26 protein-coding genes and 3 pseudogenes are annotated in these 26,025 nt (G+C 41.0%); 17 read left to right on the top strand and 12 right to left on the bottom strand.

The window, feature by feature from the left end; genetic code table 11:
• The first annotated feature begins 215 nt into the window (after positions 1-215).
• A complete protein-coding gene (locus HWQ58_RS19875; protein ID WP_292866311.1) occupies positions 216-1,817 on the top strand; it encodes a DUF4335 domain-containing protein in 1,602 nt (533 codons plus the stop codon).
• Between the two features lie 275 nt (positions 1,818-2,092).
• Positions 2,093-2,377, top strand: a complete 285-nt coding sequence (locus HWQ58_RS19870) for a YiaA/YiaB family inner membrane protein (RefSeq protein ID WP_292866309.1) — start codon at positions 2,093-2,095, stop codon at positions 2,375-2,377.
• A 119-nt stretch (positions 2,378-2,496) separates the two neighbouring features.
• Here HWQ58_RS19870 and HWQ58_RS19865 read toward each other — a convergent pair whose 3' ends face one another.
• From HWQ58_RS19865 to HWQ58_RS19855, 3 genes are read right to left on the bottom strand one after another with little or no spacing between them, the layout of a single operon-like run.
• Positions 2,497-2,958, bottom strand: coding sequence for a ferredoxin (locus HWQ58_RS19865; protein ID WP_292866307.1), 462 nt, complete (start codon positions 2,956-2,958; stop codon positions 2,497-2,499).
• Complete coding sequence (locus tag HWQ58_RS19860) at positions 2,958-3,344, bottom strand: DUF1257 domain-containing protein (protein ID WP_292866304.1); 387 nt, start codon at positions 3,342-3,344, stop codon at positions 2,958-2,960. The genes HWQ58_RS19865 and HWQ58_RS19860 overlap by 1 nt, the downstream gene beginning before the upstream one ends.
• Before the next feature lie 39 nt (positions 3,345-3,383).
• Positions 3,384-3,593 (bottom strand): DUF2997 domain-containing protein, encoded by a 210-nt coding sequence (locus HWQ58_RS19855; protein WP_012406943.1) that lies wholly within the window; start codon positions 3,591-3,593, stop codon positions 3,384-3,386.
• Positions 3,594-4,143: 550 nt separating this feature from the next.
• Here HWQ58_RS19855 and HWQ58_RS19850 point away from each other — a divergent pair.
• Positions 4,144-4,689 carry a dual specificity protein phosphatase family protein gene (locus HWQ58_RS19850; protein ID WP_292866301.1) on the top strand — a complete coding sequence of 182 codons (546 nt, stop codon included), beginning with the start codon at positions 4,144-4,146 and terminating at the stop codon, positions 4,687-4,689.
• An 83-nt stretch (positions 4,690-4,772) separates the two neighbouring features.
• Positions 4,773-5,435, top strand: coding sequence for an SAM-dependent methyltransferase (locus tag HWQ58_RS19845; RefSeq protein ID WP_292866298.1), 663 nt, complete (start codon positions 4,773-4,775; stop codon positions 5,433-5,435).
• 196 nt (positions 5,436-5,631) lie between these two features.
• On the opposite strand, the gene HWQ58_RS19840 is transcribed toward HWQ58_RS19845, so the two are convergent.
• From HWQ58_RS19840 to HWQ58_RS19820, 5 genes and pseudogenes are all read right to left on the bottom strand, one after another.
• The gene (locus HWQ58_RS19840) at positions 5,632-6,009 is read right to left on the bottom strand and encodes a type II toxin-antitoxin system VapC family toxin (RefSeq protein WP_292866295.1); all 378 of its coding nucleotides are present in this window, start codon (positions 6,007-6,009) and stop codon (positions 5,632-5,634) included.
• A 3-nt stretch (positions 6,010-6,012) separates the two neighbouring features.
• Complete coding sequence (locus HWQ58_RS19835) at positions 6,013-6,267, bottom strand: hypothetical protein (RefSeq protein ID WP_292866292.1); 255 nt, start codon at positions 6,265-6,267, stop codon at positions 6,013-6,015.
• Positions 6,268-6,408: 141 nt separating this feature from the next.
• Positions 6,409-6,618, bottom strand: a pseudogene (locus tag HWQ58_RS19830) (DUF4926 domain-containing protein); the annotation flags it as partial.
• Positions 6,619-7,260, bottom strand: a complete 642-nt coding sequence (locus HWQ58_RS19825) for a ribonuclease H family protein (protein ID WP_292866289.1) — start codon at positions 7,258-7,260, stop codon at positions 6,619-6,621. It abuts the pseudogene before it with no gap.
• Positions 7,261-7,431: 171 nt separating this feature from the next.
• Positions 7,432-7,962, bottom strand: coding sequence for a hypothetical protein (locus HWQ58_RS19820; RefSeq protein WP_292866286.1), 531 nt, complete (start codon positions 7,960-7,962; stop codon positions 7,432-7,434).
• Between the two features lie 177 nt (positions 7,963-8,139).
• On the opposite strand from HWQ58_RS19820, the pseudogene HWQ58_RS19815 reads away from it, so the two are divergent.
• The 10 genes and pseudogenes from HWQ58_RS19815 to HWQ58_RS19770 all read left to right on the top strand — a co-directional run bounded on the left by HWQ58_RS19815 (position 8,140) and on the right by HWQ58_RS19770 (position 17,694).
• Positions 8,140-8,379, top strand: a pseudogene (locus HWQ58_RS19815) (UPF0175 family protein).
• Positions 8,380-8,487: 108 nt separating this feature from the next.
• Positions 8,488-9,339 (top strand): ATP-binding cassette domain-containing protein, encoded by an 852-nt coding sequence (locus HWQ58_RS19810; RefSeq protein ID WP_292866280.1) that lies wholly within the window; start codon positions 8,488-8,490, stop codon positions 9,337-9,339.
• Between the two features lie 28 nt (positions 9,340-9,367).
• The gene (locus tag HWQ58_RS19805; RefSeq protein ID WP_292866646.1) at positions 9,368-10,150 is read left to right on the top strand and encodes an ABC transporter permease; all 783 of its coding nucleotides are present in this window, start codon (positions 9,368-9,370) and stop codon (positions 10,148-10,150) included.
• A gap of 19 nt (positions 10,151-10,169) precedes the next feature.
• Entirely contained in the window at positions 10,170-10,643 is a 474-nt protein-coding gene (locus tag HWQ58_RS19800; protein ID WP_292866277.1) for a MarR family transcriptional regulator, read from the top strand.
• Positions 10,609-11,877 (top strand): MFS transporter, encoded by a 1,269-nt coding sequence (locus tag HWQ58_RS19795; protein WP_292866274.1) that lies wholly within the window; start codon positions 10,609-10,611, stop codon positions 11,875-11,877. Before HWQ58_RS19800 ends, HWQ58_RS19795 begins: the two co-directional genes overlap by 35 nt.
• 484 nt (positions 11,878-12,361) lie before the next feature.
• Positions 12,362-13,195 (top strand): iron uptake transporter permease EfeU, encoded by an 834-nt coding sequence (gene efeU / locus HWQ58_RS19790; RefSeq protein WP_292866271.1) that lies wholly within the window; start codon positions 12,362-12,364, stop codon positions 13,193-13,195.
• 31 nt (positions 13,196-13,226) lie between these two features.
• The gene (gene efeO / locus HWQ58_RS19785) at positions 13,227-14,420 is read left to right on the top strand and encodes an iron uptake system protein EfeO (RefSeq protein ID WP_292866268.1); all 1,194 of its coding nucleotides are present in this window, start codon (positions 13,227-13,229) and stop codon (positions 14,418-14,420) included.
• A 29-nt stretch (positions 14,421-14,449) separates the two neighbouring features.
• Positions 14,450-15,718, top strand: a complete 1,269-nt coding sequence (gene efeB / locus HWQ58_RS19780; RefSeq protein ID WP_292866265.1) for an iron uptake transporter deferrochelatase/peroxidase subunit — start codon at positions 14,450-14,452, stop codon at positions 15,716-15,718.
• 567 nt (positions 15,719-16,285) lie between these two features.
• Positions 16,286-17,536 carry a family 3 adenylate cyclase gene (locus HWQ58_RS19775; RefSeq protein ID WP_292866262.1) on the top strand — a complete coding sequence of 417 codons (1,251 nt, stop codon included), beginning with the start codon at positions 16,286-16,288 and terminating at the stop codon, positions 17,534-17,536.
• A gap of 26 nt (positions 17,537-17,562) precedes the next feature.
• Positions 17,563-17,694 carry a hypothetical protein gene (locus HWQ58_RS19770; protein ID WP_292866259.1) on the top strand — a complete coding sequence of 44 codons (132 nt, stop codon included), beginning with the start codon at positions 17,563-17,565 and terminating at the stop codon, positions 17,692-17,694.
• Positions 17,695-17,799: 105 nt separating this feature from the next.
• Here the strand turns inward: HWQ58_RS19770 and recN are convergent, their stop codons facing one another.
• A complete protein-coding gene (gene recN, locus HWQ58_RS19765) occupies positions 17,800-19,548 on the bottom strand; it encodes a DNA repair protein RecN (RefSeq protein ID WP_292866644.1) in 1,749 nt (582 codons plus the stop codon).
• A gap of 373 nt (positions 19,549-19,921) precedes the next feature.
• On the opposite strand from recN, the gene HWQ58_RS19760 reads away from it, so the two are divergent.
• Positions 19,922-21,910, top strand: coding sequence for an AarF/ABC1/UbiB kinase family protein (locus tag HWQ58_RS19760; RefSeq protein ID WP_292866255.1), 1,989 nt, complete (start codon positions 19,922-19,924; stop codon positions 21,908-21,910).
• Positions 21,911-22,170: 260 nt separating this feature from the next.
• On the opposite strand, the gene HWQ58_RS19755 is transcribed toward HWQ58_RS19760, so the two are convergent.
• The gene (locus HWQ58_RS19755) at positions 22,171-23,091 is read right to left on the bottom strand and encodes a LysR family transcriptional regulator (protein ID WP_292866252.1); all 921 of its coding nucleotides are present in this window, start codon (positions 23,089-23,091) and stop codon (positions 22,171-22,173) included.
• A gap of 129 nt (positions 23,092-23,220) precedes the next feature.
• Between HWQ58_RS19755 and HWQ58_RS19750 the strand changes: the two genes are divergently transcribed.
• Positions 23,221-24,096, top strand: a complete 876-nt coding sequence (locus HWQ58_RS19750) for an aspartoacylase (RefSeq protein ID WP_292866642.1) — start codon at positions 23,221-23,223, stop codon at positions 24,094-24,096.
• 23 nt (positions 24,097-24,119) lie between these two features.
• The gene (locus tag HWQ58_RS19745; RefSeq protein ID WP_292866249.1) at positions 24,120-24,542 is read left to right on the top strand and encodes a hypothetical protein; all 423 of its coding nucleotides are present in this window, start codon (positions 24,120-24,122) and stop codon (positions 24,540-24,542) included.
• A gap of 202 nt (positions 24,543-24,744) precedes the next feature.
• Here the strand turns inward: HWQ58_RS19745 and HWQ58_RS19740 are convergent.
• Both HWQ58_RS19740 and cysC read right to left on the bottom strand, forming a co-directional pair.
• A pseudogene (locus tag HWQ58_RS19740) lies at positions 24,745-24,931 on the bottom strand (hypothetical protein); the annotation flags it as partial.
• Between the two features lie 65 nt (positions 24,932-24,996).
• The gene (gene cysC, locus HWQ58_RS19735; protein WP_366838271.1) at positions 24,997-25,551 is read right to left on the bottom strand and encodes an adenylyl-sulfate kinase; all 555 of its coding nucleotides are present in this window, start codon (positions 25,549-25,551) and stop codon (positions 24,997-24,999) included.
• Positions 25,552-26,025 lie beyond the last annotated feature (474 nt).

Below are 26,025 nucleotides of genomic sequence, written 5' to 3'. Positions count from 1 at the left end.
TCGTGAAAGTTTGCTAGGTAAGGATTCCTTTTTGATGGTCAGTAGCTCTTGGGCGATGCACTATCAGCAATGCTTCCTCCTTGCACGCCAGTTTGAATAACGGAAGGAACCTGACAAATTTCTGAGTGGAAAAATCCACCGTTCCAACTTTTCTTTGCAAGCAACTGGCTCAATTTTTGCAAAATCCCAATATAGTCTTCTTCGTAGTTCCTGTCATGCCTCTATCAAATTCAGTTATTCGTTGCTACACACCACCGACTTGCACGCTAGAAGTATTCGCGCAAAGCTCACCTCTGTCTCGTTGGATGGGGAAAACTGTCCTCAAACATCTGAGTTTTGAGCTACGTTTTGACGATCCTCGACTACCAGAAGAATACAGAGTTCCAATTCGGGGCGATCGCGAGCAACTCGAAGCTTTATGTGATGCTGTCACCAACTATGTACAGCAATTCCTCCAACAGTCTCCAGAAAACTTTTGGGTCAGTTTCTCCAGTACCCAAGAGTCAAGCACAGCACTGGATGAGCCGGAATTAAAGTCTTCAACAAAAACATTAAATGCCTTTAGTAACCAGATTCCAGGGGCAAATATCCACTTAGAACCAAGCAGCTATTTAACTCACAACCTATTTCTTGGTTCTCTTGCCAACCATTCATCTGGCCCTGTAATTCAACTCAGTTTGCTACAACTATTTGATTTGGCAAGTGCTTTAGATGAATACTCAACTGATGTCATGGCACTTCCAACTCTCAACAGCACAGGTTTGACTCTGAGATTCCCTGCTTGGGCACCTGTTGCCGCAGTCTTAGTATTAGGTATAGGTTTTTTACCAGTTACTTGGCAATATGCTAACAATATTAGAGAAAAGCAACAGCAGACAGCCAAAACATCAGATTCAGCAACAGTAAAGACTGCTCTAGAACCTTCATCCTCACTAAACTTTCCCACGCCTGAACCTGGGCTAACCTCTCCATCAAATAATTTGCTAGGTTCTACTCCTCCACTTTCCACATCCACTTTACCCCAAGCACCTCTAACAGCTCCTAGTTCTAGTAGTTTCTCTGCACCGCCACCAAATACATTGACAATACCTCAAGGGACGACTGCAACCCTTCCTAGTAATCGAGCGATTGCACCATCCAGCAAAATCCCAGGCCAGGAAATTGCCATATTACCAAATCTGGGACAGAATCCAACCGGGTCAAGTCCCCAAGTAGGTACTATCCCTAAACTGCGGAATTTACCACCCAGACTATCTTCTGACGCCAATAGCTTACCAACTAATATCTCACCAGTCCTGCCTCCATCTCTTGACACCATACCCAATAATAATCGTGTCAATACTCCAACCCAACCCTCCCCACTAACCTCACAACAGCTAGACGAAAGAATCCGCTCCTTACAGCAATCTTCTGCTGGAGAAAAACCTGCTTCACAACTTCCCTCCTCTAGGACTGCGGAGAATAATCCCTTTATCGATCAATTAGGGGACGCAGGTAAAAACCCCACATCCAGAGAAGTAGCTACTGGCACATTATTTGATACACCTCAAATAGCAGAAGCTAGAGAATACCTAACAAAGCGTTGGCAACCACCTACTGGACTGGGACAAACATTAGAGTACAGTTTGATAGTTGGTGTTGACGGCACAATTGAACGAATTTTCCCCCTTAATAAGGCAGCAAGAGAATTCGTTGATAACGCTGGGATGCCTGAAGTTGGTAAACCTTTTGTTTCCGCCAATAAAAATGGACAAAATGTCAGAATTCGAGTTGTTCTCAGCCCTGATGGCAAGGTACAGACCTTTCCAGATCAATAAGTAAACTCATCCTTTTAATGCCACTTATAAAACTGGTACAAATCTTGTGCCAGTTTCTACTGACTACATTGCTCTTAAGCTCACCTGTTGCAGTCCAGTTCTAAAACTGGTCTTATTATTGATACTAGTAAACCTACCAATAAATATAATTACTGTTAACATCAATTCTCCAAAACTAAACTATAGATACAAGTTTGGAAACCCAGATGAAATCTTACGCTTTTTAATTACAAATCAAGAATTGATATTAATAAGTCATATCAAAGGTAGGAAATATGCAAACAATTAATAGCCAAAAAGACAGTGCAGCTTGGGTTATTCAAACTTGGGCAGCTTTTGTGATTTCTATTTCTATGACCACCTTCGGCATTGTAAACTTACCTGTAAATGGCTGGGTGAAAGGCTTTATGGGTATGGGTATGGCTTTCTCTGTTGGTTCAACTTTTACTTTGGCAAAAACTACTAGAGACTTGCATGAAACTAGAAGATTAACTGCTAGGTTAGACGAGGCAAAAGTAGAAAAATTACTTTCACAACACGATCCTCTAAATTTAAAATGAAGGAAGTTAACCCTTACAGGGAATTCCAAATTATCCCTGCATCAGAAATTAACTACATAACGAAAAACAAAAGGACTGGATATACCAGTCCTTTATTATATTGATTTAACGTTTTTATCTTAATAACGGGATTTTTTGGTTTTTAACTTTTGCTTTTTACGCCGACGTTCGCTAGCAACAACTGCCTGTTCTACCGGATAACCTATTAAAGGAATTACCTGATATTTGCGCTCGTCTTCTAACTTTTTCAGTTCAGTGTAATCAACCCAGTGAATGCAATCAACCGGACAAGTGTCAATTGCCTCTTGGATAATTTCTTCAGCGTCCCCATCTTGCCGAACTACGCGCGATCGCCCGTAATCTGGTTCAATATAAAAGGTGTTACGCGCAACATGAGCGCAATGCTTGCAACCTATACAGGTGATTTCGTCAACATAAACACCATTTTGGCGAAATACACCACCCAATTCCGGTTCTAAACCAGAACGTTCTGGGGCATCCCGTAAAAAACCCCCTAATTCTGGTTCCAAACCGGAACGGTTATCTTCTTGTTCTTCCGGCGACGGCAGAAAATCAGCCATTAGGCACTCCAGCGCTGTACTACCAGGCGAATTGAACCATCTTCATTTTTTTGTTGTTCAGATACTTGAAAACCAACACGAGCGGTTTCTTTCACAACTGTTTGATAAGCATAACGCTGTGTTACCTGGCGCAAAAATCCGTCTACAGACAGGCCTTGCTGCCAATATTGCAAGTCAGCCACCAGTTCATATTCTTTGCCATTCCATCTAAAACCGATGTCATAGCCATTTTCCTGCTCAATACTAACTTCCGCAGGATGGGTTTGACCGCGATAGCCACGGACTTCGCGTGGGCCGGGTTTCCAGTCGACGCCCAATTCAGTCAAAGCATCTTTCAAAGAATCAAGGTTACGGATTTGAGTCTTAATTTGGCTAAAGTGTGACATGGTGGTTGTGAATTAATAACATTAAACTACTGTGAAAACTTACCAATCGCTGTAAGTGGTGTGTGTATTCGCCACATTAGATTGCTGCACCTTCGCGGCGAAATATTCTGAGGTTGGCTCATGATTAAGTACTTGCCCCAACTGTGCCTCTATTGCTGCTGTAACTTCAGCACAAGAAGCACCCACAATGCCAGTGACTTTCTCTTGTACCCGACCGTCTGGATAGATTATGAACTCTAATGTCTCCATTCTTTTGGCCAACCAGGAAAAGTACGCTTAAATTTTACTGCCTTAGCAGAAGGCTACAAATATAGCCGTAGGAACATTTTTAGATACAAACTTGCCACTTTAGTTAACTAATGTTCCATATTTCAACATATATATCTCAGAATCTTTACAAAACTTATTATTATTATAAGCATACACATCAATATTTAGTTAGTTTCTCTTAACCTCATTGATTAGTCAAGGTAACTACTGAAGCTTGCTAAGTAAGCTGCAAAAGTCCTAAAAATAAGCATTAGAGGTGGTATGGCCAGCAAGATAATTCACAAAAATCTAAAATTTATTGAAAAACTTTATTCTTACCATTCCATTTAGCTTATTATATTAGGATTTTCCAGAGCGTAGTGTCACCCTACAGCAAGATACTGGGGTATACTTACGTAGCCATTAGTGACTTTAGCTAGCATTGGGTGTAAAGGGATTTTTAAACTGCGTTCGCTGAAAGCGTTGGCGCTGCGATCGCCATTTTTTGCCATTGGTGAGATTTACCAACCTCGACTATAGACTCTTAAATATGTACAAGTTTGCACCGGCTTGGGAGAAAGAGCAAATAGTTTTTGGTGCTGCGCGACCTGGATACACTGACAAGAACGTTCAGGATTGGATAGAATTCATGAAGCGCCAAGATATCAAGCGTGTTTGCTGTCTTCTTGCTGAACAACAGCTAGCTTCTTACTCCGATCTTCTAAACATATACAAACAGAAATTTGGGAATCAGCTAGTTTGTTGGGCACCAATTATAGATTTTCATTTATCCGATTTAGAAACCCTCACACAGAAAATACTTCCTTTCTTAATAGAAGCTGATAAACAAAATGAGAAAGTAGTTGTACACTGTTCTGGTGGAATTGGACGTACTGGACATGTGTTAGCGGCGTGGCTAGTTAATGCCCGAGGATTATCAAATCAAGCTGCAATAAATGCTGTCAAGAGAACAGGTAGAAATCCTTATGAAGCTGCGATCGCTGCTACCTTTAGAGGTAGAAATCCCTTGACAGTTGTAAAAGAACTTGACGTGCTTCTAAATGATTGCCGTTTAGCAATCCATCAAATATTTTGAGTTTACTATTATCCTACTTAATCAGTTACGAGGTGAATCCTATGGCAATGATTCTAGAGAAAGTAGTTCTTTTTGGGAGGTGAATGGATGAATATATAAAAATATTCAATTTAACAAATGCGGATTTAAATAAAAGCATCATTGGGATTGGGGATGGTCCAGCAAGCTTTAATGCAGAAATGACGCGTCAGGGTAAAAGTGTTGTTTCTATTGATCCACTGTACCAATTTTCCAGTGATGAAATATTGAAAAGATTTAATGAAGTGGTAGATAACATCATTAACCAAGTTAAGGCTACATCAAATGATTGGGTATGGAGCTATCATAAATCCCCGGATGATTTGAGGCACAATCGAGTCAAAGTTATTCGAGAATTTTTGTCTGATTATGAGACTGGCAAAAAGAGCAACAGATACAGAGTCGGTGAATTGCCAAAATTAGCTTATGATAATCAAGAGTTTGATATAGCTCTTTGTTCGCATTTATTATTTTTATATTCAGACCATCTCGATTACGATTTTCACTTAAATTCAGTAGGTGAGATGTTGCGTATTGCTAAAGAAGTTAGAATATTTCCCCTGATAACTTTAATGTGGAAACATTCACAACATTTAGATGAAGTAGTTAAATATTACACTTCAAAGGGTTATAACATAGATATTCAAAAGGTTGAATACGAACTACAGCCTGGTGGAAATAAAATGTTGAAGATAACCAAAGATGTTAATATAATTCGTAATTCGTAATTTTTAAATGCTTATAAAATATACATAAGACCATTGTAAAACAACCAATATTTACGCACTATAATCAAACTGGCTGCATTGCATAAAGAAACAAATTTTAGCTTATATATCATTTTTTTCTAATTTTCGTGCTGCGATCGCTCTCACAACTACCAGATGCAATGTCTACGACGGGCTACGCCTACGCACTTTTCTCTTAACTGGGTTTATCAGACTCAAACGGATTCCACAATTTCACTTGTGGAATCCAACGGAAATCATCAGTATTTCTTGTTATCAAAGTTAGTCCATACACCAAAGCAGTGCCGGCAATAATTGCATCACCTAAAGTCATTCGTTTCTGTTGTCGCAGAATTACCGCTTGATTTAACACATCTTCAGAGATTGGTAAAACCTGAGCAACTTGAAAAAACTCCTCAAAATACTGGCGTTGTTCCTCTTTAAGCAGATGATAGCCTAACACTTCCAAATAACTGAGTGCTGATACCGCAGGTGCATATTTAGCAATTAACTCTCTCAATTGGACGTTTTCTGGTTGAGCAGAATATATAATAATATTGCTATCAAGCAGCACGTTTTATCGTCCCGGAAGTGAACGGTCTTGACGAGTTTCTTGCTGCCAAATAACGGGATCAACATCAGTCAAAGCTTCACTCACAGCAAGTTTTTCTAATATTTCAGCCATTCTTCTTCCCCGTGCTTGTTTATCTATGACTGATTCATTTTCCAGTAATGTAACATGAACCGGGATTTGTTGCTCTCCCAATAAAGGTACATCATCAATCCACTCTAAACGACTTCCTTTCAACCAAGCTCTGAATGTTTTTAACATTATTTCACTCTGTAATTTCTATCTATATTGGCATCGCTCTCAAAACTATAATATACAATAAGCGATCGCCAGATTCTCTATATTTATGTGCATAAGGATAGACCATCATAAATATGATTAGTATCTGCGTTTTTATCTCGATTACACTGGCATCATTTCCAGAACTGGATCAGGGAATGCTGGCTCAAAATGTAACACCATAATTTGCTCTGGGCGTAAACCGACAGATTCATAAGTGCGGCCATTGTGTAGGCGTAGTCCGCCGGAGGCATCGCTAAATTTAACCTCAAATGCAGCGCCACCAGCTAATAATTCTACTACTGTGCCAAATTGACCACGGTAAAAATTGTATCATTTACGACCGAAATCTGCTGGAATTTCGCCCCAAGAGACAGTATTCCATTTGAGGATAGGATTGGTATACTCATTATTTTCCAACCACTTCAATGCTCTATCTACCAAATTAAATATTTCTTCATTGTCCATACTTCGGGTTAACTTTGTTCTGGTTCTCTTATTTATTACCCAAATAATAGCTGTCTCCGAATCAGAATAAATAGGTATATCCATACCTTGTTTATTGAGGTATGCAAGAGCATGAACAATAGCTAAAAACTCTCCAAGATTATTCGTTCCGTTTGGCATTGGGCTTTTATGGAAAATCACTTTCCGTGTTGTTGTATTAATACCTCTATATTCAACGTACCCAGGATTACCTAAACATGAAGCGTCAACAGAAACGCTATCCATTATTAACTCTTTTGCAGGAAATATTTTGGTTTTTGCTTCCTGCTGGTTTACTTCTTTATGCTCAGTTGTAATGATAAAATTCTGCTCTGCAACCTCCAATGCTGCTTCTGCTTCTTCTCTAGTCTTAAAAGATTTGTACAACGCACCACTAAAACCTGTGATATGTTCTTCACATTCGTCCCAACTTGTGAATATACCTGTTTTTCGACCTTTAAAAACGGCGTAGTATTTCTTTGATGCCATACTCCTTCTGAATAGGACAGGACGATGTGATACTTCCTCTCAATATCTTTAAATTAGGATAAATAAATTCAGTTGATTCAAATTTAATCTCAGTAAAAACTAATTGAACAATAAATTAGTTTTTAAACATATTTATTGTTACATTTTTTTGTATTATCTTAATATTTAAAATTAGCACCATCTGCTTTGAATTTCTGCAATAACTGTTGTAAGGAAATTATTTAAATTGGGTTGAGCTTTAAAGTTTCCTAAATTAATATGATTGGAATTATCCCACTCTCCAAGTGTCCAATATGCAGATGCAGCCAGTCCTAATTCAAGAGTGAAGTAGCTTCGTAACCAATCAGATGGTAAATCATCATCAATTAAAAATATAACTGCTATATATGCTGCTTCAGGACTTACTCTAGGTGCTGGCATAGCAATGTAAATTAATCCAATATCCTCAGAATGCCTAGTAAAATTACATATCGGATAAATCAATGATGTATAATTATAATTTTGGATGCCAGAACATTTATTCCAAAGTTGTAAAATCCAGTCTTGAGCGGATTTATCGATAACTTTACTGACTAACTCTTGAAAGTTATTTTCTACAATATAAGGCATTATTTTATGGGCAAAGGTATAGTGCTGCTGATTGAGCATCTCATTCAATTGCTGATTATTAATTACCCCATTAAAGTACTCCTGAATATCCATTAGCTATTTATCCTAGTTGTTAAAATAATACTGGATGGTAGATTTAATTTATGGTAATTACCCCATCAATAAACTTGCCACAGTATTCACACTGATACCTTTTTGGTGAAGCAAAAATCACCAACCAAGAATTACCAGGAAAAACGGCTCTGGTAATGGAAGAACTCAGGATAATGAATGAAGCAGGAAATTGCGGTGATGCTCTTTTAAAAAGAAAAGTTAACCCTTGCTCAAGCTAGCCGATTTGCAGGAATGAATCGCATATCATTTCAGCATCTACTCGTAAGTCGTCAAATTTCAGTGCATTACAGGGTCGAGGATTTTGAACAAGATATAAAGAACTTGCGGCCGCTGGGTAGACTGCGATCGTTGTCAGTGATACTTCGCCCATCAATAACCTCGTCGCCACTCTACTGAGTTTCCTTTTACTCTGATTCAAATTTATGCCAGAGTCTATTGACTTCTGACACTTATATTGAGAAGCTAATAGTTAGTTTTACTAATTAATACTGGTGCATCAAATTTGTGACAATACTGACGGGAAAAATAAATCGATTGCAACCTCCTAGCGAACCAAAACTGTTGATTTTGGAAACTCAGGGACTCACACGCCGTTTTGGGAAGTTAACTGCTGTTAATAACCTGAGCATATCTGTGAAACAGGGCGAAGTATTTGGACTGCTTGGCCCCAATGGCGCAGGGAAAAGTACAGTTATTAAAATGTTGACAACCTTGCTGCCTATCAGTGCAGGGAAAGCAACCTTAGCTGGTTATGACGTGACTCGTCAATCTAATCCTGTGAGAAGGGCTATCGGCTATGTCCCCCAGGCGCTTTCTGCTGATGGTAGTCTTACGGGTTACGAAAACCTGTTAATCTTCGCCAAGCTGTATGGAATACCTGCCAAAGGACGCGATCGCCGCATCTATGAAATTCTAGAATACATGGGTTTGCAAGATGCGGCGAAGCGCTTGGTACGAAACTACTCTGGTGGGATGATCCGCAAGCTGGAAATTGGCATATCAGTTCTACATCAACCCCAAATTCTGTTTCTTGATGAGCCGACTGTCGGACTAGATCCCATCGCTCGAACTCAAGTATGGCAGCTTGTACTACAACTCTGTGCTGATTACGGCACAACTATATTTTTAACAACCCACTTTTTAGAAGAAGCCGATAGCTTATGTAACCGAGTGGCAATTATGCAGCAAGGTGAAGTCGTTACCACAGGTACACCAAGCGACTTAAAAGCTTCTTTATCTAACCCAAATGCAACTTTGGATGATGTCTTTATTCACTATACAGGCGACCAGTTAACATCAGGAGTCAACTACCGTGACACGGCAAGAACCAGACGTACTGCTCAACGGTTAGGTTAAAGCACCACCCACTGTCCGAGTAAATTTAATCTCTGCAATTAAAGAGCTAGTTACAAAAACCCTGGCGATCGCAGAATTGGAAATACGTAAACTCCGCCACGATCCTACTGATTTAGTAGTTCGAGCTGTGCAACCAACCTTATGGCTGCTGATCTTTGGGCAAGTTTTTGCCCGCACTCGCATGATTCCTACAGGAAACTTACACTATTTGGACTTCATTTCTGCTGGTATCTTGGCTCAGAGTATTTTGTTTGTGGCAATTTTTAGTGGTGGAATGACGCTAATCTGGGAGCGAGATTTAGGGATCGTACATAAATTTTTAGCTAGTCCCACACCCCGGATGGCAATGGTGTTGGGCAAAGCCCTGGCATGTGGGGTGCGATGCTTATCTCAGGTAGTATTCATTTACGGATTGACATTTCTATTGGGTGTCAAACTAAATCTTCATCCCTTAGCTATCCTCCAAGTACTATTGGTAGTCATGCTAGGGGCAGGTTCATTTTGTATTTTTTCATTAATTATTGGCTGTTTGGTAAAAAGCCGAGAAAGGATGACGGGTATTGGACAATTGTTAACCATGCCGTTATTTTTTGCGAGCAATGCCATCTATCCGATTTCGTTGATGCCCAGTTGGTTAAAGTTCATTTCCCATTTAAATCCCTTGACTTATGAGGTTGATGCCTTACGCGGCACCATGCTGTTAAACGGCACTAGCATCTATGGCTTTGGTCTGGATTGTACAATTCTCTTATTAACATTAATAATTTTGGCGATCATTGGTGGAAAACTTTATCCACGGGTGGCCATGTAATCAGGAGAACAACAAGCCCATGACCTTGGATAAGCCTAATCAAGGTGCAACTTCCGAAGAATGTGCCGCTAGAGTAATGGACACAGTTCCATTAGTGATGCGGTTTATCCGAGCGGATATGCGTGCCCATAGTGCCGCCTTTTTATCTATACCTCAGTTGCGATCGCTAGCATTTATCAATCGCAATCCTGGTGCTTCATTATCTGATTTGGCAGAGCATTTAGGTGTCACCTCTGCCACGGCATCAGCAACCATAGAACGCTTGGTACAACGTGACTTCGTGCAACGCATCGCTCATCCTCAAGAGCGGCGGCGGGTGCTGCTCAATTTAACTGAAGATGGAAAGCACCATCTCAAGCAATCCCAAGATCAAACTCGCGCTCATATTACCGACTTGCTGAAAGGTCTTACAGAAGACCAAATTTCCAATATTGAAGAAGGCTTAACTCTACTAAAAAATGTCTTCGAGAAAACAGAACTCAAAGCCCCATAACTCTGAGGTTGCACAGCACGATCCCTTTGCAGCCTTTAAGTTTCGAGACTATCGGCTATTTACCATTGGACGGCTGGTGCTGTTCGTAGGATCGCAAATGCAAACTGTAGCTATCGGCTGGGAACTCTATGAGCGGACTAACTCAGCGATCGCTTTAGGTGGTGTAGGACTGGCGCAAGTCTTGCCGATGATTGTTCTCACCTTAATTGCTGGAGATGTTGCTGATCGTCGCGATCGCAAACTCACTATGTTACTGTCAGTGATGCTGCTAGCTCTCTGCTCGCTAGCTTTAGCACTGCTTTCCTATACTCATGGTGCAGTTTTTCTAATTTACGCCTCTTTGGTATTAACAGGTGTCGCTAGAGCATTCCTCAAACCAGCGAGTGATGCTCTGATGTGGCAATTAATACCTGTTAGTGCTTTTACCAATGCAGCCACCTGGAATAGTAGTAGCTTTCAGTTAGCCGCAGTCATCGGCCCAGCTTTGGGAGGATTTGGGATTGCGCTGTTGGGAAGTGCTACAGGAGTGTATATAGCAGCAGCGATCGCAGCCTTGCTGTGTTTTATTTTAACGCTGGCAATCAAAGAGCGAAAAAGTATTCGCTCAACCGAACCAATTTCATTTAAAGCACTTGCAGCTGGTGCTAAATTTATCTGGCAGAATCAGTTGATTTTAGCAGCGATTACATTGGATATGTTTGCTGTATTGTTGGGTGGTGCGATCGCGCTCCTCCCGATTTTTGCCAAAGATATTTTACATGTGGGGCCAGTGGAGTTGGGATACTTACAAGCAGCCCACTCCATCGGTGCTTTGACTATGGCGATTACCCTGGCGTATTTACCACCACTACGCAAAGCAGGCCCAGCCTTATTGTGGTCAGTGGTTGGCTTTGGGGTTGTCACAATTATCTTTGGACTTTCTCATTCCTTTTGGCTGTCTATGTTGATGCTGATCCTTGGTGGCGCACTAGATAGTATTAGTGTTGTGATTCGCCATACATTAGTTCAAATCAGAACACCGGATCATTTGCGTGGTCGGGTTGCTGCTATTAATAGCGTGTTTATTAGTGCCTCGAATGAATTAGGGGGCTTTGAATCAGGCTTGACTGCTGCTTTATTTGGCCCGGTAATTTCCGTTGTAGGTGGTGGAATCGGCACAATTGTAGTAGTGATTGCTACAGCTATGATTTGGCCAGGAATTCGCAAGTTAGGGGCTTTGCAAGAGTATAAATAGAAGTACTTATCTATTAGACATCAGATAATAAAAATCCCACCCTAGCAAGAGATAATAATCACAATCTTATAGCTTTTACATGGGTGGGATTTTTGTTTAGCGAAAGTTGTACAAAGAACACTACTCTCACTAAATCGAAAAGTTTTCCAAAAGTCTTACCAACCATTTATTCCATTCATTTTAGTTAGAGAACATCATTTACTGAAATGCTTATCGCTACTATTGTTACTCAAACTCAACTTCAAGAGTTACATCCAGGCGATCGCACATATATTATGCTGCTGATTAGGATATAGAAGATTCTGACTAGCGACAAAATAGGCTATAAACAACTCCTAGCAATGCGTTGTAGGAGTTCTTCCAGCCGAAAATTTATTCCTCCAGAATTTTAGAGATTTTTTACTTGCAGTTATATACAAATGTTCTCAAGTAAGTTATTATTCTCATGATGATTTGATAGTAATTATAGTTAATAAGTTTATTCATGCTTTTTCCCTTTTTGATCATGTTCCGAGAGGGCGTTGAAGCTGCGCTTGTCGTGGGTATCATTGCCAGTTATCTCAAGCAAACTGGTCGTACCCATTTGATGAAGTCAGTCTGGATCGGAATTGTACTAGCGACTTTTGTATGTCTAGCAGCGGCGATCTTCTTGCAAATAACCAGTCAAGATTTTCCCCAACAAGAACAGGAATTATTTGCAGGTGTAATTTCCATCGTGGCGGTTGGGGTTCTCACCTGGATGGTTTTCTGGATGCGTCGTGCTGCTCGTTCGATTAAAGGTGAGTTACAGTCCCAAGTTGAAGCTGCCATTCAATCGGGTGATAAGGGAGGCATAGCACTAGTGGGGATGGCATTCTTTGCAGTACTGCGGGAAGGTCTGGAAACAGTAGTGTTTCTGCTGGCCACGTTTCAGCAAAATTTGGGAATTCAAGCTCCTGTGGGGGCATTGTTTGGATATGCAGCCGCAGTAGCCGTCGGTGTAGGCATTTATCAAGGTGGTATCCGCATCAACTTGAGGCGATTTTTTAAATGGACAGGAGCCTTCATTATCCTGGTTGCTGCTGGACTCTTAGCCAGTGGGGTGAGAGCTTTTCATGAAGCGGGAGTGTGGAATTCATTGCAAACAGTAGTATTTGATGCTAGTGGGATACTTCCCAATAACGGGTTTGTTGGTTCACTTTTGGCAGGATTTTTTGGCTATAACGATGCCCCTACTGTAAGTGAGGTGATCGTTTATTTTGGCTACCTAATTCCTACCATGCTGCTGTTCTTGTTAGGCGGTAACGCTAGACAGAAGACTACCGCAAGTCATTCCTAGCAACTTCAATAATTTTTAGGAAAATACAACAATGAAAAATTTTTTAAAGCACTCAACAATTATCTGTCTGATTGCCTTGACAGTAGCTGCCTGTGAATCTAATAAATCAAGTGACACTTCCGGAAGTAATTCTCCAGAAGCTAAAACTGTAGCTAACGATACCTCTGCTACCAATTCTACGGAAACTGCTTTGACTGTGACAGATAAAGGTTGCGAACCCAATCAGCTGACAGTAGCATCTGGGCAAAACAGTTTTGTAATTACCAATAAAAGCAGCCAACCTTTGGAGTGGGAAATTTTGTCTGGGGTGAAAGTCGTAGAGGAACGAGAAAATATTGCTCCTGGCTTTGTTCAGAAAGTCAAAATTAATCTAGAACCAGGTGAGTATGACATGGGTTGCGGTTTACGCAGCAATCCCAAAGGGAAACTCAGTGTAAAACCTGGACAAGGAGATTCTCAAGCCAAGACAACCGTAGATCAAGGCCAATTAGTCGGTGCGATCGCAGAATACAAAGTCTACGTCACTAAAGAAACTGACCAACTAGTGGCAGACAACAAGACCTTTACGGATGCCGTGAGTGCTGGAGACCTTGCTAAAGCTCAGAAACTCTATGCCCCTACTCATGCCCACTGGGAACGTGCAGAACCGATAGCTGAACTTTTCTCCGATCTCGATAAAACGATGGATTCCCGTGCTGATGACTTTGCTAAAAAAGAGGCTGACCCACAATTCACTGGATACCATCGCATAGAGAAAGCTTTATTCCAAGACAAAACTACAAAAGGCATGAAACCCTTTGCCGAAAAGCTACAGAAAGATGGTCTGGAACTGCAAAAGCGCATTGCCACCTTGACCATTGAACCGAAAAATATGGTTGGCGGTGCTGCTGGCTTGATTGAAGAAGTGGCTGCTACCAAAATTTCTGGGGAAGAAGATCGTTACAGCCATACTGACCTCTGGGACTTCAGCGCTAATGTGGATGGTTCCCAAAAGATTGTGGAGTTATTGCGCCCCGTCATCCAAAAAGCCAACCCAGATTTGCTGACGCGTGTGGATACAAATTTCACCAAAGTTAACCAAAAACTTGCTAAATACAAAACCCCTGATGGTGGTTTTGCTACCTACGACAAGGTGAGTGAAGCAGACAAAAAAGACATGAAAACAGCAATAGCCGCCCTTTCTGAAGATTTGTCTCAGTTACGCGGCACTCTGGGCGTTAACTAATTGATGAAGAATTCCTAGAGGAGTAAATTATGTCTATCACAAAGCAACCAAGTTTACGCATTACTCCCCGCATCAGCCGTCGTGATTTGTTAATCGGCATGGCAGCAGCAGGTGGAATAGCAGCTTTGACGACTTTGGGTTATCGTACTCTTCTGGGAAGACCTCTTGACCCATCTGAAGAGGTCGTGCCGTTCTTTGGGCTTCACCAAGCAGGTATTCTTACCCCGACTCCGGCTGCTGGTTTGATGGTTGCATTTGATACAACTGCTACAAATAAAGCAGATTTAGTGCGGTTGTTCAAAACTTTAACTGAGCGCATCCAGTTTCTCATGGCAGGGGGAACACCCAAGCCGCGCGACCCCAAATTTTCCCCTAGTGATTCGGGGATTATGGGCCCGGAGATCGCTCCCAATAACCTGACAATTACCCTAGCTGTGGGTAACTCACTGTTTGATAACCGCTTTGGACTCGGTAACTTGAAACCCAAGCGGTTAGATACGATGGCCAATTTTCCCAATGACCAGCTTGACCCAGATTTATGTCATGGGGATATACTGTTGCAATTCTGTGCGAATACTGAGGAATCGAATCTCCATGCTTTACGCGACATCATTAAGAACTTGCCAGACTTGATAACTTTGCGTTGGCAAATAGCGGGGTTTCTGCCGCCGAATACCCACAAAAAACAAGGCAAATCTACGGTGCGTAACCTGCTTGGTTTTAAAGATGGGACGGCAAATCTAAATGCTAGTGACGACAAATTGATGAACCGGATTGTCTGGGTACAGCCAAATAATGGTGAACCCGCTTGGACAGTAGGAGGAAGCTATCAAGTGGTACGAGTGATCCGCAACTTAGTCGAACGCTGGGATCGTACACCACTACAGGAGCAAGAAACAATTATTGGGCGCAATAAGGACTCTGGCGCACCTTTGGGGATGAAGCACGAGAAAGATATTCCCAATTACGATCGGGACCCTAAAGGTCAACAAATTCCCCTAAATGCTCATATCCGCCTTGCTAATCCACGAAAATCAGAGTCGAGTTTGATTCTGCGGCGTGGTTTCAATTATTCACGTGGGTTTGACAAATCTGGACAGTTAGATATGGGTTTGTTGTTTGTCTGTTTTCAAGCTGATTTAGAGAAAGGGTTTGTGACAGTGCAAAATCGTTTGAAAGGAGAACCTTTGGAGGAGTACATTCGGCCCATTGGTGGTGGATATTTCTTCGCTTTACCTGGTGTCAAAGCTGAAGGAGGTTATCTCGGTCAGTCATTACTAGAAGCATCAACAGTGTAGATTTACCTTTAATTTTTTGCTGATGATTAGTCACTGTAAATAGCAGTGATCGCCTTTGTTGTAGGCTGATAATAGTTTTCAATTAGTGAAGTCCAGAACATTGTAGGGACAATCCATGAATTACCCCTACTAGAAATACCTGAGCCTGTCGAAGGACTGAAACTGAATCTACGTATAGATAAAGGGGTCTCAAACCCTTTTGTTTACGATAAATAAAACTATGTTACGCAATGTAACGGCTCTATCCCTTTTTTTAGGGCTAGAGCCGCTTATTACAAATCTTTAATTATTCACGCCTACTTACTTAGAGGATGTTTTAAAAGTCCTATTGTCGGTATCAAAACGTTCTAGATTCTCCTAAATCCCCCGATAAATTGGGGGACTTTGATTCCGGTTCCCCCCTTTTTAAGGGGGGTTAGGGGGGATAAATAAGTGTCTAAAATCACAGCCAAACACTTTTAAAACATCCTCTTATATACTATTAATTTTTATAGTGAAACCTCTTTTGTAAATAGATAGTAAATGGTAGATTATTCATACTTTAGTTAAAAGTCTACCTTATAGAAGATGACTAATAAATATAGCATAAATCAATACTCCCCAACCTTATTTGACATTACCCAGGACATCATTGGGTCGTTGCCACTAAGACTAATAAAACAGTGGCTGGATAGTGAGCAAACCCAAGAAGTGACCTTGCAGTTACTGGAACCGTATAAAGTCAAAGGTTATAGCGTATCTTCTGATTCTGCTGGACTAACCAAGCTAACAAAGCAAAAAGGCTTGCTGGAAATTTTGGCAATTATTAACCAGCCAAAAGAAATTGTCTATAGCTTTGGTACTGCCATTGGCGGACAGGGAGTTGGTATTTGGGCTGCTGACAATACGCAAATGTTTTATCCGGCATCAGTTAGTTCCGAAACTCTTGTGTCTGCGCTGCTAACAATCCAACGTGAAATCAGTAAACGTTGCCAGATTAAAATTGGCCTCGGCGCACACTTAGGCGAATTCTACTACATTAACGGTGGTTTGTATGGATTGGAAGCCGATGTTATCGAAGAAATTGCTGAAAATGATACAGAAGGCGGTGAGATAGTTATTAGCCAAGACATTTATGAGTTATTACCAGCTAACCACAATTTTACTATTGAGAAAAAAGGCGAAATAACTACAAAGATTGGCAATATTTTCCGGGTGTTAGACGGGCCAAGTTTATCTGAAGTGCCGCCTTTGAATACGAATTATCCTATTCCTTATTCCGAAATTTTTTATGCTGACTTAGTTGTTTATGAAAACCGACTAACTGATGCTGAATTAGGTAAACAGCTAACAGATAAGTACTTACAGAACAAGGTGATTGTCCTAATTGAGCGGCAAAGTCAAAAGGCCGAAGCTCATGAGACTGCTATGTTCACTAACTTCGCCCTTTCTGCTAGGTTGAAAGACATGGGACAGCGCCTCCTTAAGCAAAACAATGGTGCAGAAATCAAGGTAGTTGGTACTATAGGAATTTATGCTTTTGATGAGGCTACCACAGCTCTCAACTTTGCTCAAGCATTTCGTCAGGAGTTAGCCGCACAAGACGTTGCCTCTCGTATAGGTATTGACGCTGGTGAAGTTTTAATTTTCGATTTGTCCGTTGGCGGTAAAGATATTGCTGGGAACCCGGTGAACGTTGCTTCCAAAATGGCTCAAGACAAAGGGCAATTTGGTAAGTTGTATCTGAGTTCCACAATGAAAGAATTCTTGGACGTGAGTGAATTTGCACAAATTACGTATACAGTTTCTGGAGTAGAAATCACTATTTACGAAGGTTAATCACAAGCCTGTGATCGCATAAGTATTTGCACAAGCGATCACGCCATATTTTCTTGGCATCTAATTTCTATGCGATCGCTCTGATTGATAAGTTAAGACTCAAAGCAAGTAGCGGTTTACCAAAAATTGCACTGGTACAGTACAATATAGAATCTTAAAGATTAGCTGGATATAACAAATATAATATAATTACTTACATCACTACTTACTTAAAAAAATAGTTTACAGAAAATCTGTGGTTAAGTATTTAATAATACTACTAATCAACTTTGGTTACCACTGCGGTGGTTAGCAGCTTGTAATAACAGAGATTCTGCAAAAGCGATCGCATCAGTTGCAGATTTACCACCAGCCAACTGCGCTAGTTCTTCCCGACGGGTGTTTAAATTATCCAAGGTAGTAACTCTAACAACGGTACGCTGTTCGGCATTGTCATCGTTAAATTTTTTACCTTTACCTTGATTGATAATTTGCTTATCTACGCGAAAATGCCGATCCGCCATTGCCGCAACTAAAGGTTGATGCGTAACACATAACACCTGGTTGCGTTGACTTAGCTGGTATAATTTTTCCGCGATCGCTTGGGCTACCTTTCCCGAAACCCCGACATCAATTTCATCAAATACCATAGTTCCAGCAACATCAACCTGAGAAAAACAAGCTTTCAGCGCTAGTAAAAAACGGCTCATTTCTCCACCAGAGGCAACTTCTGTTAAAGGTTGCAGTGGTTCTCCGGGATTGGAACTAAATGTAAAGGTAATTTTATCTGCTCCCATCGCAGTTGGGAAAGCTGGTAATATTTCAACCAGAAATTTCACCTTTTCCATCGCTAGGGGCTTGAGTTCAGCTATCAAACGTGATTCTAAATTAGCAGCCGCCTTACTCCGCAATTGAGTTAACTGATTACTTGCTTGGGTAAGTTTCTCAAAACACGCCTTTTCTTGCTGTTCCAGACTTTCGATAGATTGTTCGCTGTCATTAAGTTGGGCTAATTCTGCTTGGATACTTTGGAAATAAGCGATCGCTTCTTTTAGTGTCGGCCCATACTTACGACAAATTTGCTTTAATTCCTGAATCCGTTCTTCCACTTCTTCCAACCGTTGCGGATCGGCTTCCAAACCATCTCCATAAGCATTAATCTGCCTTCCCACTTCCATTACCGCAGCTTGCGCGTCCCGCACCAATTCCAATAAATGTTGTAGTTGGGTATCGTATTCCACCATGTCATTTAATGTCGCCTCACTGTCTCCCAATAAATCTGCTGCGGCGGGAGTTTCATTATCGTTTTGATATAAAGCCTGATAAACTTTGTAACTCATTTGTTGCAAATCAACGACATGATTCAGGCGTTCTTGTTCTTGTCCCAACTGTTCCAACTCATTAGGTTCGCTGAGATTGGCTGCTCCCAATTCTTGTACTTGATAAGCAAGCAAATCGAGTTGTTGCAATCGTTCCCGTTCTGATGTCCGGCGTTTTTCTAATGCTAAATGCGCCTGTTGGTAAGAACTAAAGCTCGTAGCGACTTTATGGCGCTGCTGCATCAACGAGTCGCCGCCATACAAATCTAACCAGTCCCGAACTTGGGCAGATTGTCCAACTTGTACCGTTTGACCTTGGGCGGTAATTTCCACCAAGCGATCGCGCATTCCTCCCATAATCTGCCGATTTACCAACACACCATTCACCCGCGATCGACTGCGGACATTACTAGCAGTGGCTGTGATTTCTCGGCTAATGACTACAGAATTTTCATCAAGCAAATCTATTTCTTGTTCGGTCAACCAAGCTGCTAGGGGGGCGTTTGAAGTGAAAGTAGCTTCTACCATCGCCCGACTTGTCCCCGTGCGAATGACTCGACTAGAGACTTTACCGCCCAAAGCGGCATCAATGGCATCCAAGATAATAGATTTTCCAGCGCCGGTTTCACCTGTCAACACATTTAGTCCCGCACCAAATTCCAATTCCAATTGGTCAATTAGGGCAAAGTTTTCGATTCGCAGGCAAAGCAACATCAAGCCAAATTCTCCATGAGGGCAGATGCCAGATACTTCTAATTTACAAGACAATAAATATGATCTTTCAGCAACTAGCAATACCTACTACTATTGAACTAGTATGCCCGTTTAAGTGTAGCAGACCTATTAGTACTAAGGAGTAGGTGGAGCAGGGAAAGATCAGGAAGAAATAACCAATGCCCAATGCCCTTCAGGAGTGTTGAGTGGGGAATCTCACTTCTTTACTCGCTTGCCGAGGAACTCGAAACGGGCTAAACGCCCCGCTGACGCTAACGGAACTGTTTTGCCCAATGCCCCATTCCAAATTCCCAATTTCTAAACATATTGTTACAATACTTAATGTGATCGTTCTGACTGGTGGTCATTCTTCATGATTGTTAAGACACTTCCCCCTAGTTCCCGACCAATTCAGGAGGACAGTCGCAACGGCACAAATAGCCGAGGCGAACTGGACGTTATTGATGTAGTACCAGAAGATGGTACATCAAACTTAGTTGTGCGCTCGCCAAGGCTCTTAGCAGCCCAAAAGATGAGGACAACAGCCCAACCTGAGACGCTTTACGATCCCGTGGGCATAGCGGCGCATTACCAAAACAGAAAAGTGCAAGTTCTACGGCGGATTTTCGCCGTGTTGCAGCCAGTTCTATCCTTTGTTTTTGGGTTGTGGTCGGATAGTAAACGGGGAATTGTCGTCAAAAACGACCGCCGCCGAGCTACCCAGCTACGAGTATTACTGACTAAACTGGGGCCTGCTTACATCAAAATTGGACAAGCTTTATCCACCAGACCGGATCTAGTTCCTCCTGTATACCTAGAAGAATTAACTAAACTACAAGACCAATTACCGCCTTTTGCCAACGAAATTGCTTACCAGTTTATCAAAGAAGAATTAGGCGCACCTCCAGAAGAGGTTTACGCCGAACTCTCGGCCCAGCCAATTGCTGCGGCTTCATTGGGGCAAGTGTATAAAGGTAAGCTAAAAACTGGCGAAGAAGTCGCGATTAAAGTTCAACGCCCCGACTTAAGAGAGGGGATTACTATTGACTTGTATATCTTGCGTAACCTCGCCGCCTGGGTGCAGAAAAAGGTTAAACGGGTAAGAAGTGACTTAGTTGGGATTCTCGATGAATTAGGCGATCGCATCTTTGAAGAGATGGATTACATCCATGAAGGTGAAAATGCCGAGCGATTTTTTGAGTTATACGGTCATATAAAAGACGTATATGTACCGAAGATTTACTGGGAATATACCAATCGTCGCGTCTTGACGATGGAGTGGATTAACGGCACTAAATTAACCCAGACAGAAGAAATTAGCGCCCAAGGGATAGATGCTCGTTATTTAATTGAAGTGGGTGTGCAGTGTTCCCTGCGCCAGCTGCTAGAACATGGATTTTTTCATGCAGATCCCCACCCTGGTAATTTGTTAGCAACAACTGATGGCAAATTAGCTTATCTTGACTTTGGGATGATGAGCGAGATTAAGCCACCTCAGCGTTATGGTTTGATTGAAGCGATCGTCCACGTCGTCAACCGCGACTTTGAAGGATTGGCAAAAGACTATGTTAAGTTAGATTTCTTATCACCAGAAACCGATTTAACACCAATTATCCCAGCTTTTGCGAGAGTTTTTGCTGATGCCCAAGGAGCCAGTGTTGCCGAACTTAACATTAAAAGCATCACCGATGAACTATCAGCTTTGATGTATGAGTATCCTTTCCGCGTACCACCCTATTACGCCTTAATTATTCGCTCCCTTGTGACGCTTGAAGGTATTGCAATATATATAGATCCAAACTTTAAAGTTCTCAGCGAAGCTTATCCCTACGTTTCTAAACGCCTGTTAACAGATCCAGCACCGCAATTAAGAGCATCATTGCAAGATTTGTTATTTAAAGATGGCAGATTTCGCTGGAATCGCTTAGAAAACTTGTTAAAAAATGCGCGCAATAGTCAAGACTACGACTTTAATTTAGTGCTAAATCAGGGAATAGAATTTCTGTCATCTGAACGCGGTGCTTTTATTCGTGACAAACTAGTAGATGAATCTGTTAACGGACTTGATGCTTTAGGTAAAAATGTTTTGCATAACTTTACCTCCTTATTGCGAGAACGGGTAGGATTGACAGCAGTGAATAAAACTCCAGCAGCCACAGTTGAACAACAACAAACCTTGGAGCATATCAAACGTATATTAGGTATTCTCCGAGAAACAAGAGGCTTTGATCCAGTGCAACTTGCATCCCAAATTGCCCAGTTATTGGTAAATTCTGATGTACAGCGTTTGGGTCAACAAATTGCCAACCGCTTCACGCAAAAGGCTGTAGCCAGGTTAATTCGGCAATTGTTGGCATCGTAGTAAGAGTTAGGAGTCAATACGGTTCAGTTACCCTGAATAAGGTAATAATCATTCAAATTGCATTCTTGCGTCTTTCTAAGACTAAAGATTACGCAACTTAAAGGCGGATTAGTTTAGTAGGTTGGGTTTCGTTTTTCAACCCAACTTACATCTACTTTACTTTCTACAGAGATAATAAAAATTATTGTCAAAAAAGTTTACCCACCTTGAAAAGGCTAGGAGTTAAGAGTTTTTTAACTATGCACTCAACACTACTGAAGCTAACTGCGGGAAACTTCTCTGACCACGTTGAGAAAGTTAGACAAGATTTTCGATTGATTATCTCGTCGCCAAGCGATCGCTATTTTAAATACAGGTAATTGTCCTTGGATTTTTCGATAAACAACTCCTGTGCGTTGAAGATTCATCACATTCGCAGGTAGTAATGCTACTCCAATTTCACCTGCAACCAAACCCAGAATTGTTGTCATCCAGGCGGCTTCCTGTACCACCTTGGGGTGAAATCCTGCTGACAAACAAGCCATACGAATTAGTGTATGTAATCCTGATACTCTCTCATAGCAAGGAAGTACGAATGGTTCAGCCTTAAAGTCTTGAAGTTGAACTTGTGGGTAATGGATTAGGGGATGTTCTTTGGGAAGTACCATCACCAGAGGCTGTTGGTTGATAACTTCGTAGGTGAGAAAATGGCGATCATCTACGTCTTGGAGATTGTAAAAATTTTCAAAATCTACATCTAGTGTGCGAGCTTGAAGTTTTTGGCGACTATCTTCAAACAAAAGCTCTTGTAATACTAGATCTACATTCGGGTATTTCTGGCGAAAAACGCGTAGGATATTTGGCAGCAAGCTGTTAGAAATTGAAGTATTAATGCCGACAATTAACCGTCCAATCTCGCCCTGACTTGCTTGTTTTGCAGATATATGAATTCGCTCGACTTGTTCGAGAAGGTGTTGTGCTTCTTGGAGAAAAACCTTGCCGTATGGTGTGAGTTCCAAGCGAGGCTTACGCACAAACAGTTCTACTCCTAATTCTTCTTCTAGTTGTTTAATTTGATTGCTGAGATGCGGCTGAGGAATATGCAGTTTTTCCGCAGCACGACTTACATTGATATCTTTTTGTCCAGTATCATTCTTGAGTGTAGCTAAAAAAACAAAACGGGCTAAACGTTCCAGATTCATAATAGAACAGATTTATTATATGTATTTACATATAGTACGATGTCTAATTTGATCATTGAGTTATAGTCTGTGATCTCCTAAGATTCGTTATATCAATCATTAGGAGCAAGAGACTTGATTACAAATTCAATACCTCCAGTTCAACGAGTTTTGCTTGTTGGAGGAACTCATGGGAATGAGTTCACTGGTGCTTATATCATCAAAAAACTTGAACGGCATCCTAATCTGGTGCGTCGCGCAAACTTTGAAACTGTAACTTTGCTGGCAAATCCGAAAGCATTTGCAGTAGTGCGTCGATACATTGATCAAGACCTCAACCGTTCTTTTCGACAAGTGGATCTGCAAGATTTGACGCGTTCTAGTTACGAAGATATTCGAGCTAGAGAAATCAATAATTTATTTGGTGCAAATGGTAAAACTCCAGTTGATGTGATTGTAGATATCCATAGTACTACTGCAAATATGGGTTTAACTGTAATGACCAATGAGCATCCTTTTAATTTGCAATTAGTTACTTATCTTCAGAGCGTAAATCCCTTAGTAAAAGTTTATATTATCCCAAAATCGAAAGAATCTTCTAGTTTGCCATCGATTTGTGAATTAGGCTGCACGATTGAGGTGGGAGGAGTACCTCAAGGGGTTTTGCAAGCCGATCTCTTTCAGGAAACTGAAGCGTTGATTGACACTGCTTTGAATTATTTTGAGCAATATAATCGGGGAGAAATTCTATTATTCGATAACAAACTAACCTTTTATCGGCATAGTGGAACGATTGATTATCCCAGAAATGAGTCTGGTGAGATTCAAGCAATGATTCATCCCCAACTTCAGTTTAAAGATTATCAACCACTTCCTCCCGGCGAACCGATATTTTTAACATTTGAAGGGGAAGCGATCGCCTATGAAGGAACCTCAACAATCTATCCGGTTTTTATTAACGAAGCGGCTTACTACGAGAAGGGAATTGCCCTGTGCATAACTCAGCAGCACCAAGTAATAGTTTAAAACAGTGATTCTTAGGAGCAATTATGTCTAATAAAGGATCTGGTTGTCTTGGTTGTTTAGGTACTTTAATATTCTGGACTTTTATTGACTCAATGTTCTTTGGCGGAGGAGTTTTAATGAGGGTTGGTAGCTTTGGTTTTGTGCTAGGTAAAAATCCAATTGATCAAAAAAAAATTATCAATAACTACTTAACTGATTTGGAGTCCAGTAAGAAACTCGCTGAGGAAGGTGTACAAAAATTTCATACCCAACTAGGACAAGGCAAATGTCAAGATATTTATGACCAAGCAAATGAGATGTTTAAGAATAGTTTAAGTCAGTCAGAAATGCTCAGTGTTTGTGCAAGACTAAAACAGCAAATTGGAACTGTAAACTCGCCTCAAATAACTGATTGGTGGGGACAACCTACTGACAAGGACTCTGATAAGTACATTCTCCTTCGCTAGATGACAGTATTCTCTAAATCATCTGTTCGGGAAACTTTTTTTGGTTGGTGAAGGATAGTAAACCAGAACTTGTACAATTTGAAATCAACTCTCAACTAACTAATCCTGAATTTGAAATCAACCCTCAACTAACTAATCCCGTTTCGTTTTAAGATTCCTGTTAATGGGCGCACAGGAGTAGGGGAGAATAATTTCTAGCCTCTCATCCCTCATCTTGGGGATAACCATTTTTCTCCAGTTTAAGGCTTTCTTCTAAGGCTTGAATTTGTTCATGACAAGCTTCCAAGTTCCTTGGAACGTTGCGCTAAGTCTTGGTTTTGCAACTCCAGCGATTGTCGTCAATGTTCTGCTGGCTCGGCTTGCTGCTCCAAAAATTGCGGGGTAATGCCGTCCAGATTAATTCGGCAATTATTGGCATCCTAGTAAAAGTTATGAGTTAAAAACTTTCTTTAACTCATAAATCATTCATTCTAGCAACTATATAACCCAACTCTTCCAGCTTTTTTAAGACCTTAGTTGCACTTTGGGCAACACTTTCTTCATTCGTTTTGCATTCGACTTCTGGACAGAGTGGTATTTCATAAGGATCATCAATACCAGTGAAGTGCTTAATCTCCCCTGCTCTTGCTTTTTTATATAACCCTTTTACGTCTCGTTGTTCACAAACTTCTAATGATGCGTTGACGTAAACTTCAATGAAAAATGGAGTAATTTGGCGCACTTCTTCCCGAATTTGACGGTACGGTGAAATAGCTGAAACCAATACAATCACATTATTTCTGGCAAGAAGTTGAGCTACAAAACCAATGCGCCGAATATTCTCCACTCGATCCTCTTTACTGAAACCCAATCCTTTGCATAGGTTTTGACGTACCGCATCACCATCCAGAACTTCAACTCTGTATCCTTGTATCCGCAGCTCTTTCTCCACGAATTGACAGATAGTAGTTTTACCCGCACCACTGAGACCAGTGAACCATACTGTCACACCACACTCTTGTTGTCTCATCCTACTTTTGTCGTACATTTTAAATGGCACACCAAAAAAGCTTTTTTAAGTAATTGTGGGTCAAATAGTAATTTTATTTTTATAATCCTTTTTTAGCAGGAATTTCAGCCATTGCAAGGCAGCCCGTGTCAGCTTTGCTACTCTTACCTCTACTGATTTCGAGTAAAGGAATCGCATAATTATACATATTTAGGCTAAATATTTAATACAAAAGATGGCGATATATACGACGGGCTACACTTACTTACGCATTTTCTGAACCCTAACAACGCAATTCGCCGCCATAGTAACAAAACTTGCTGTTCCAGTTTTCAATTTATTGAAGTTTTAACTAATTTTTACATTCAGTATATATACAGTTTTTTTTGACTAAAATAGTCTTTATTATAACAGTAAATTACCAAATAAGATTTACCACTCAATACCTTAGCCAAAATAAGAGGATGAAGAGAGAGGTCCGGTGTAATAGAGTTA

Origin of the sequence: Nostoc sp. LPT, assembly GCF_017115165.1 — a bacterium.
Lineage (GTDB): Bacteria > Cyanobacteriota > Cyanobacteriia > Cyanobacteriales > Nostocaceae > Nostoc.
Note: the sequence above shows the minus strand (reverse complement) of the source record. Positions and strands in the feature narration are given on the sequence as shown.

What these genes read in the sequence shown, in the direction of transcription:
- cysC (WP_366838271.1), bottom strand. Translation starts at nt 25,551, where the DNA reads ATGAGACAACAAGAGTGTGGTGTGACAGTATGGTTCACTGGTCTCAGT.
- efeO (WP_292866268.1), top strand. Translation starts at nt 13,227, where the DNA reads ATGAAAAATTTTTTAAAGCACTCAACAATTATCTGTCTGATTGCCTTG.
- HWQ58_RS19795 (WP_292866274.1), top strand. Translation starts at nt 10,609, where the DNA reads ATGTCTTCGAGAAAACAGAACTCAAAGCCCCATAACTCTGAGGTTGCA.
- HWQ58_RS19760 (WP_292866255.1), top strand. Translation starts at nt 19,922, where the DNA reads ATGATTGTTAAGACACTTCCCCCTAGTTCCCGACCAATTCAGGAGGAC.
- HWQ58_RS19755 (WP_292866252.1), bottom strand. Translation starts at nt 23,091, where the DNA reads ATGAATCTGGAACGTTTAGCCCGTTTTGTTTTTTTAGCTACACTCAAG.
- HWQ58_RS19850 (WP_292866301.1), top strand. Translation starts at nt 4,144, where the DNA reads ATGTACAAGTTTGCACCGGCTTGGGAGAAAGAGCAAATAGTTTTTGGT.
- HWQ58_RS19870 (WP_292866309.1), top strand. Translation starts at nt 2,093, where the DNA reads ATGCAAACAATTAATAGCCAAAAAGACAGTGCAGCTTGGGTTATTCAA.
- efeB (WP_292866265.1), top strand. Translation starts at nt 14,450, where the DNA reads ATGTCTATCACAAAGCAACCAAGTTTACGCATTACTCCCCGCATCAGC.
- HWQ58_RS19825 (WP_292866289.1), bottom strand. Translation starts at nt 7,260, where the DNA reads ATGGCATCAAAGAAATACTACGCCGTTTTTAAAGGTCGAAAAACAGGT.
- HWQ58_RS19855 (WP_012406943.1), bottom strand. Translation starts at nt 3,593, where the DNA reads ATGGAGACATTAGAGTTCATAATCTATCCAGACGGTCGGGTACAAGAG.
- HWQ58_RS19860 (WP_292866304.1), bottom strand. Translation starts at nt 3,344, where the DNA reads ATGTCACACTTTAGCCAAATTAAGACTCAAATCCGTAACCTTGATTCT.
- HWQ58_RS19775 (WP_292866262.1), top strand. Translation starts at nt 16,286, where the DNA reads ATGACTAATAAATATAGCATAAATCAATACTCCCCAACCTTATTTGAC.
- HWQ58_RS19835 (WP_292866292.1), bottom strand. Translation starts at nt 6,267, where the DNA reads ATGTTAAAAACATTCAGAGCTTGGTTGAAAGGAAGTCGTTTAGAGTGG.
- HWQ58_RS19845 (WP_292866298.1), top strand. Translation starts at nt 4,773, where the DNA reads ATGGATGAATATATAAAAATATTCAATTTAACAAATGCGGATTTAAAT.
- HWQ58_RS19800 (WP_292866277.1), top strand. Translation starts at nt 10,170, where the DNA reads ATGACCTTGGATAAGCCTAATCAAGGTGCAACTTCCGAAGAATGTGCC.
- efeU (WP_292866271.1), top strand. Translation starts at nt 12,362, where the DNA reads ATGCTTTTTCCCTTTTTGATCATGTTCCGAGAGGGCGTTGAAGCTGCG.
- HWQ58_RS19820 (WP_292866286.1), bottom strand. Translation starts at nt 7,962, where the DNA reads ATGGATATTCAGGAGTACTTTAATGGGGTAATTAATAATCAGCAATTG.
- HWQ58_RS19865 (WP_292866307.1), bottom strand. Translation starts at nt 2,958, where the DNA reads ATGGCTGATTTTCTGCCGTCGCCGGAAGAACAAGAAGATAACCGTTCC.
- HWQ58_RS19745 (WP_292866249.1), top strand. Translation starts at nt 24,120, where the DNA reads ATGTCTAATAAAGGATCTGGTTGTCTTGGTTGTTTAGGTACTTTAATA.
- recN (WP_292866644.1), bottom strand. Translation starts at nt 19,548, where the DNA reads ATGTTGCTTTGCCTGCGAATCGAAAACTTTGCCCTAATTGACCAATTG.
- HWQ58_RS19875 (WP_292866311.1), top strand. Translation starts at nt 216, where the DNA reads ATGCCTCTATCAAATTCAGTTATTCGTTGCTACACACCACCGACTTGC.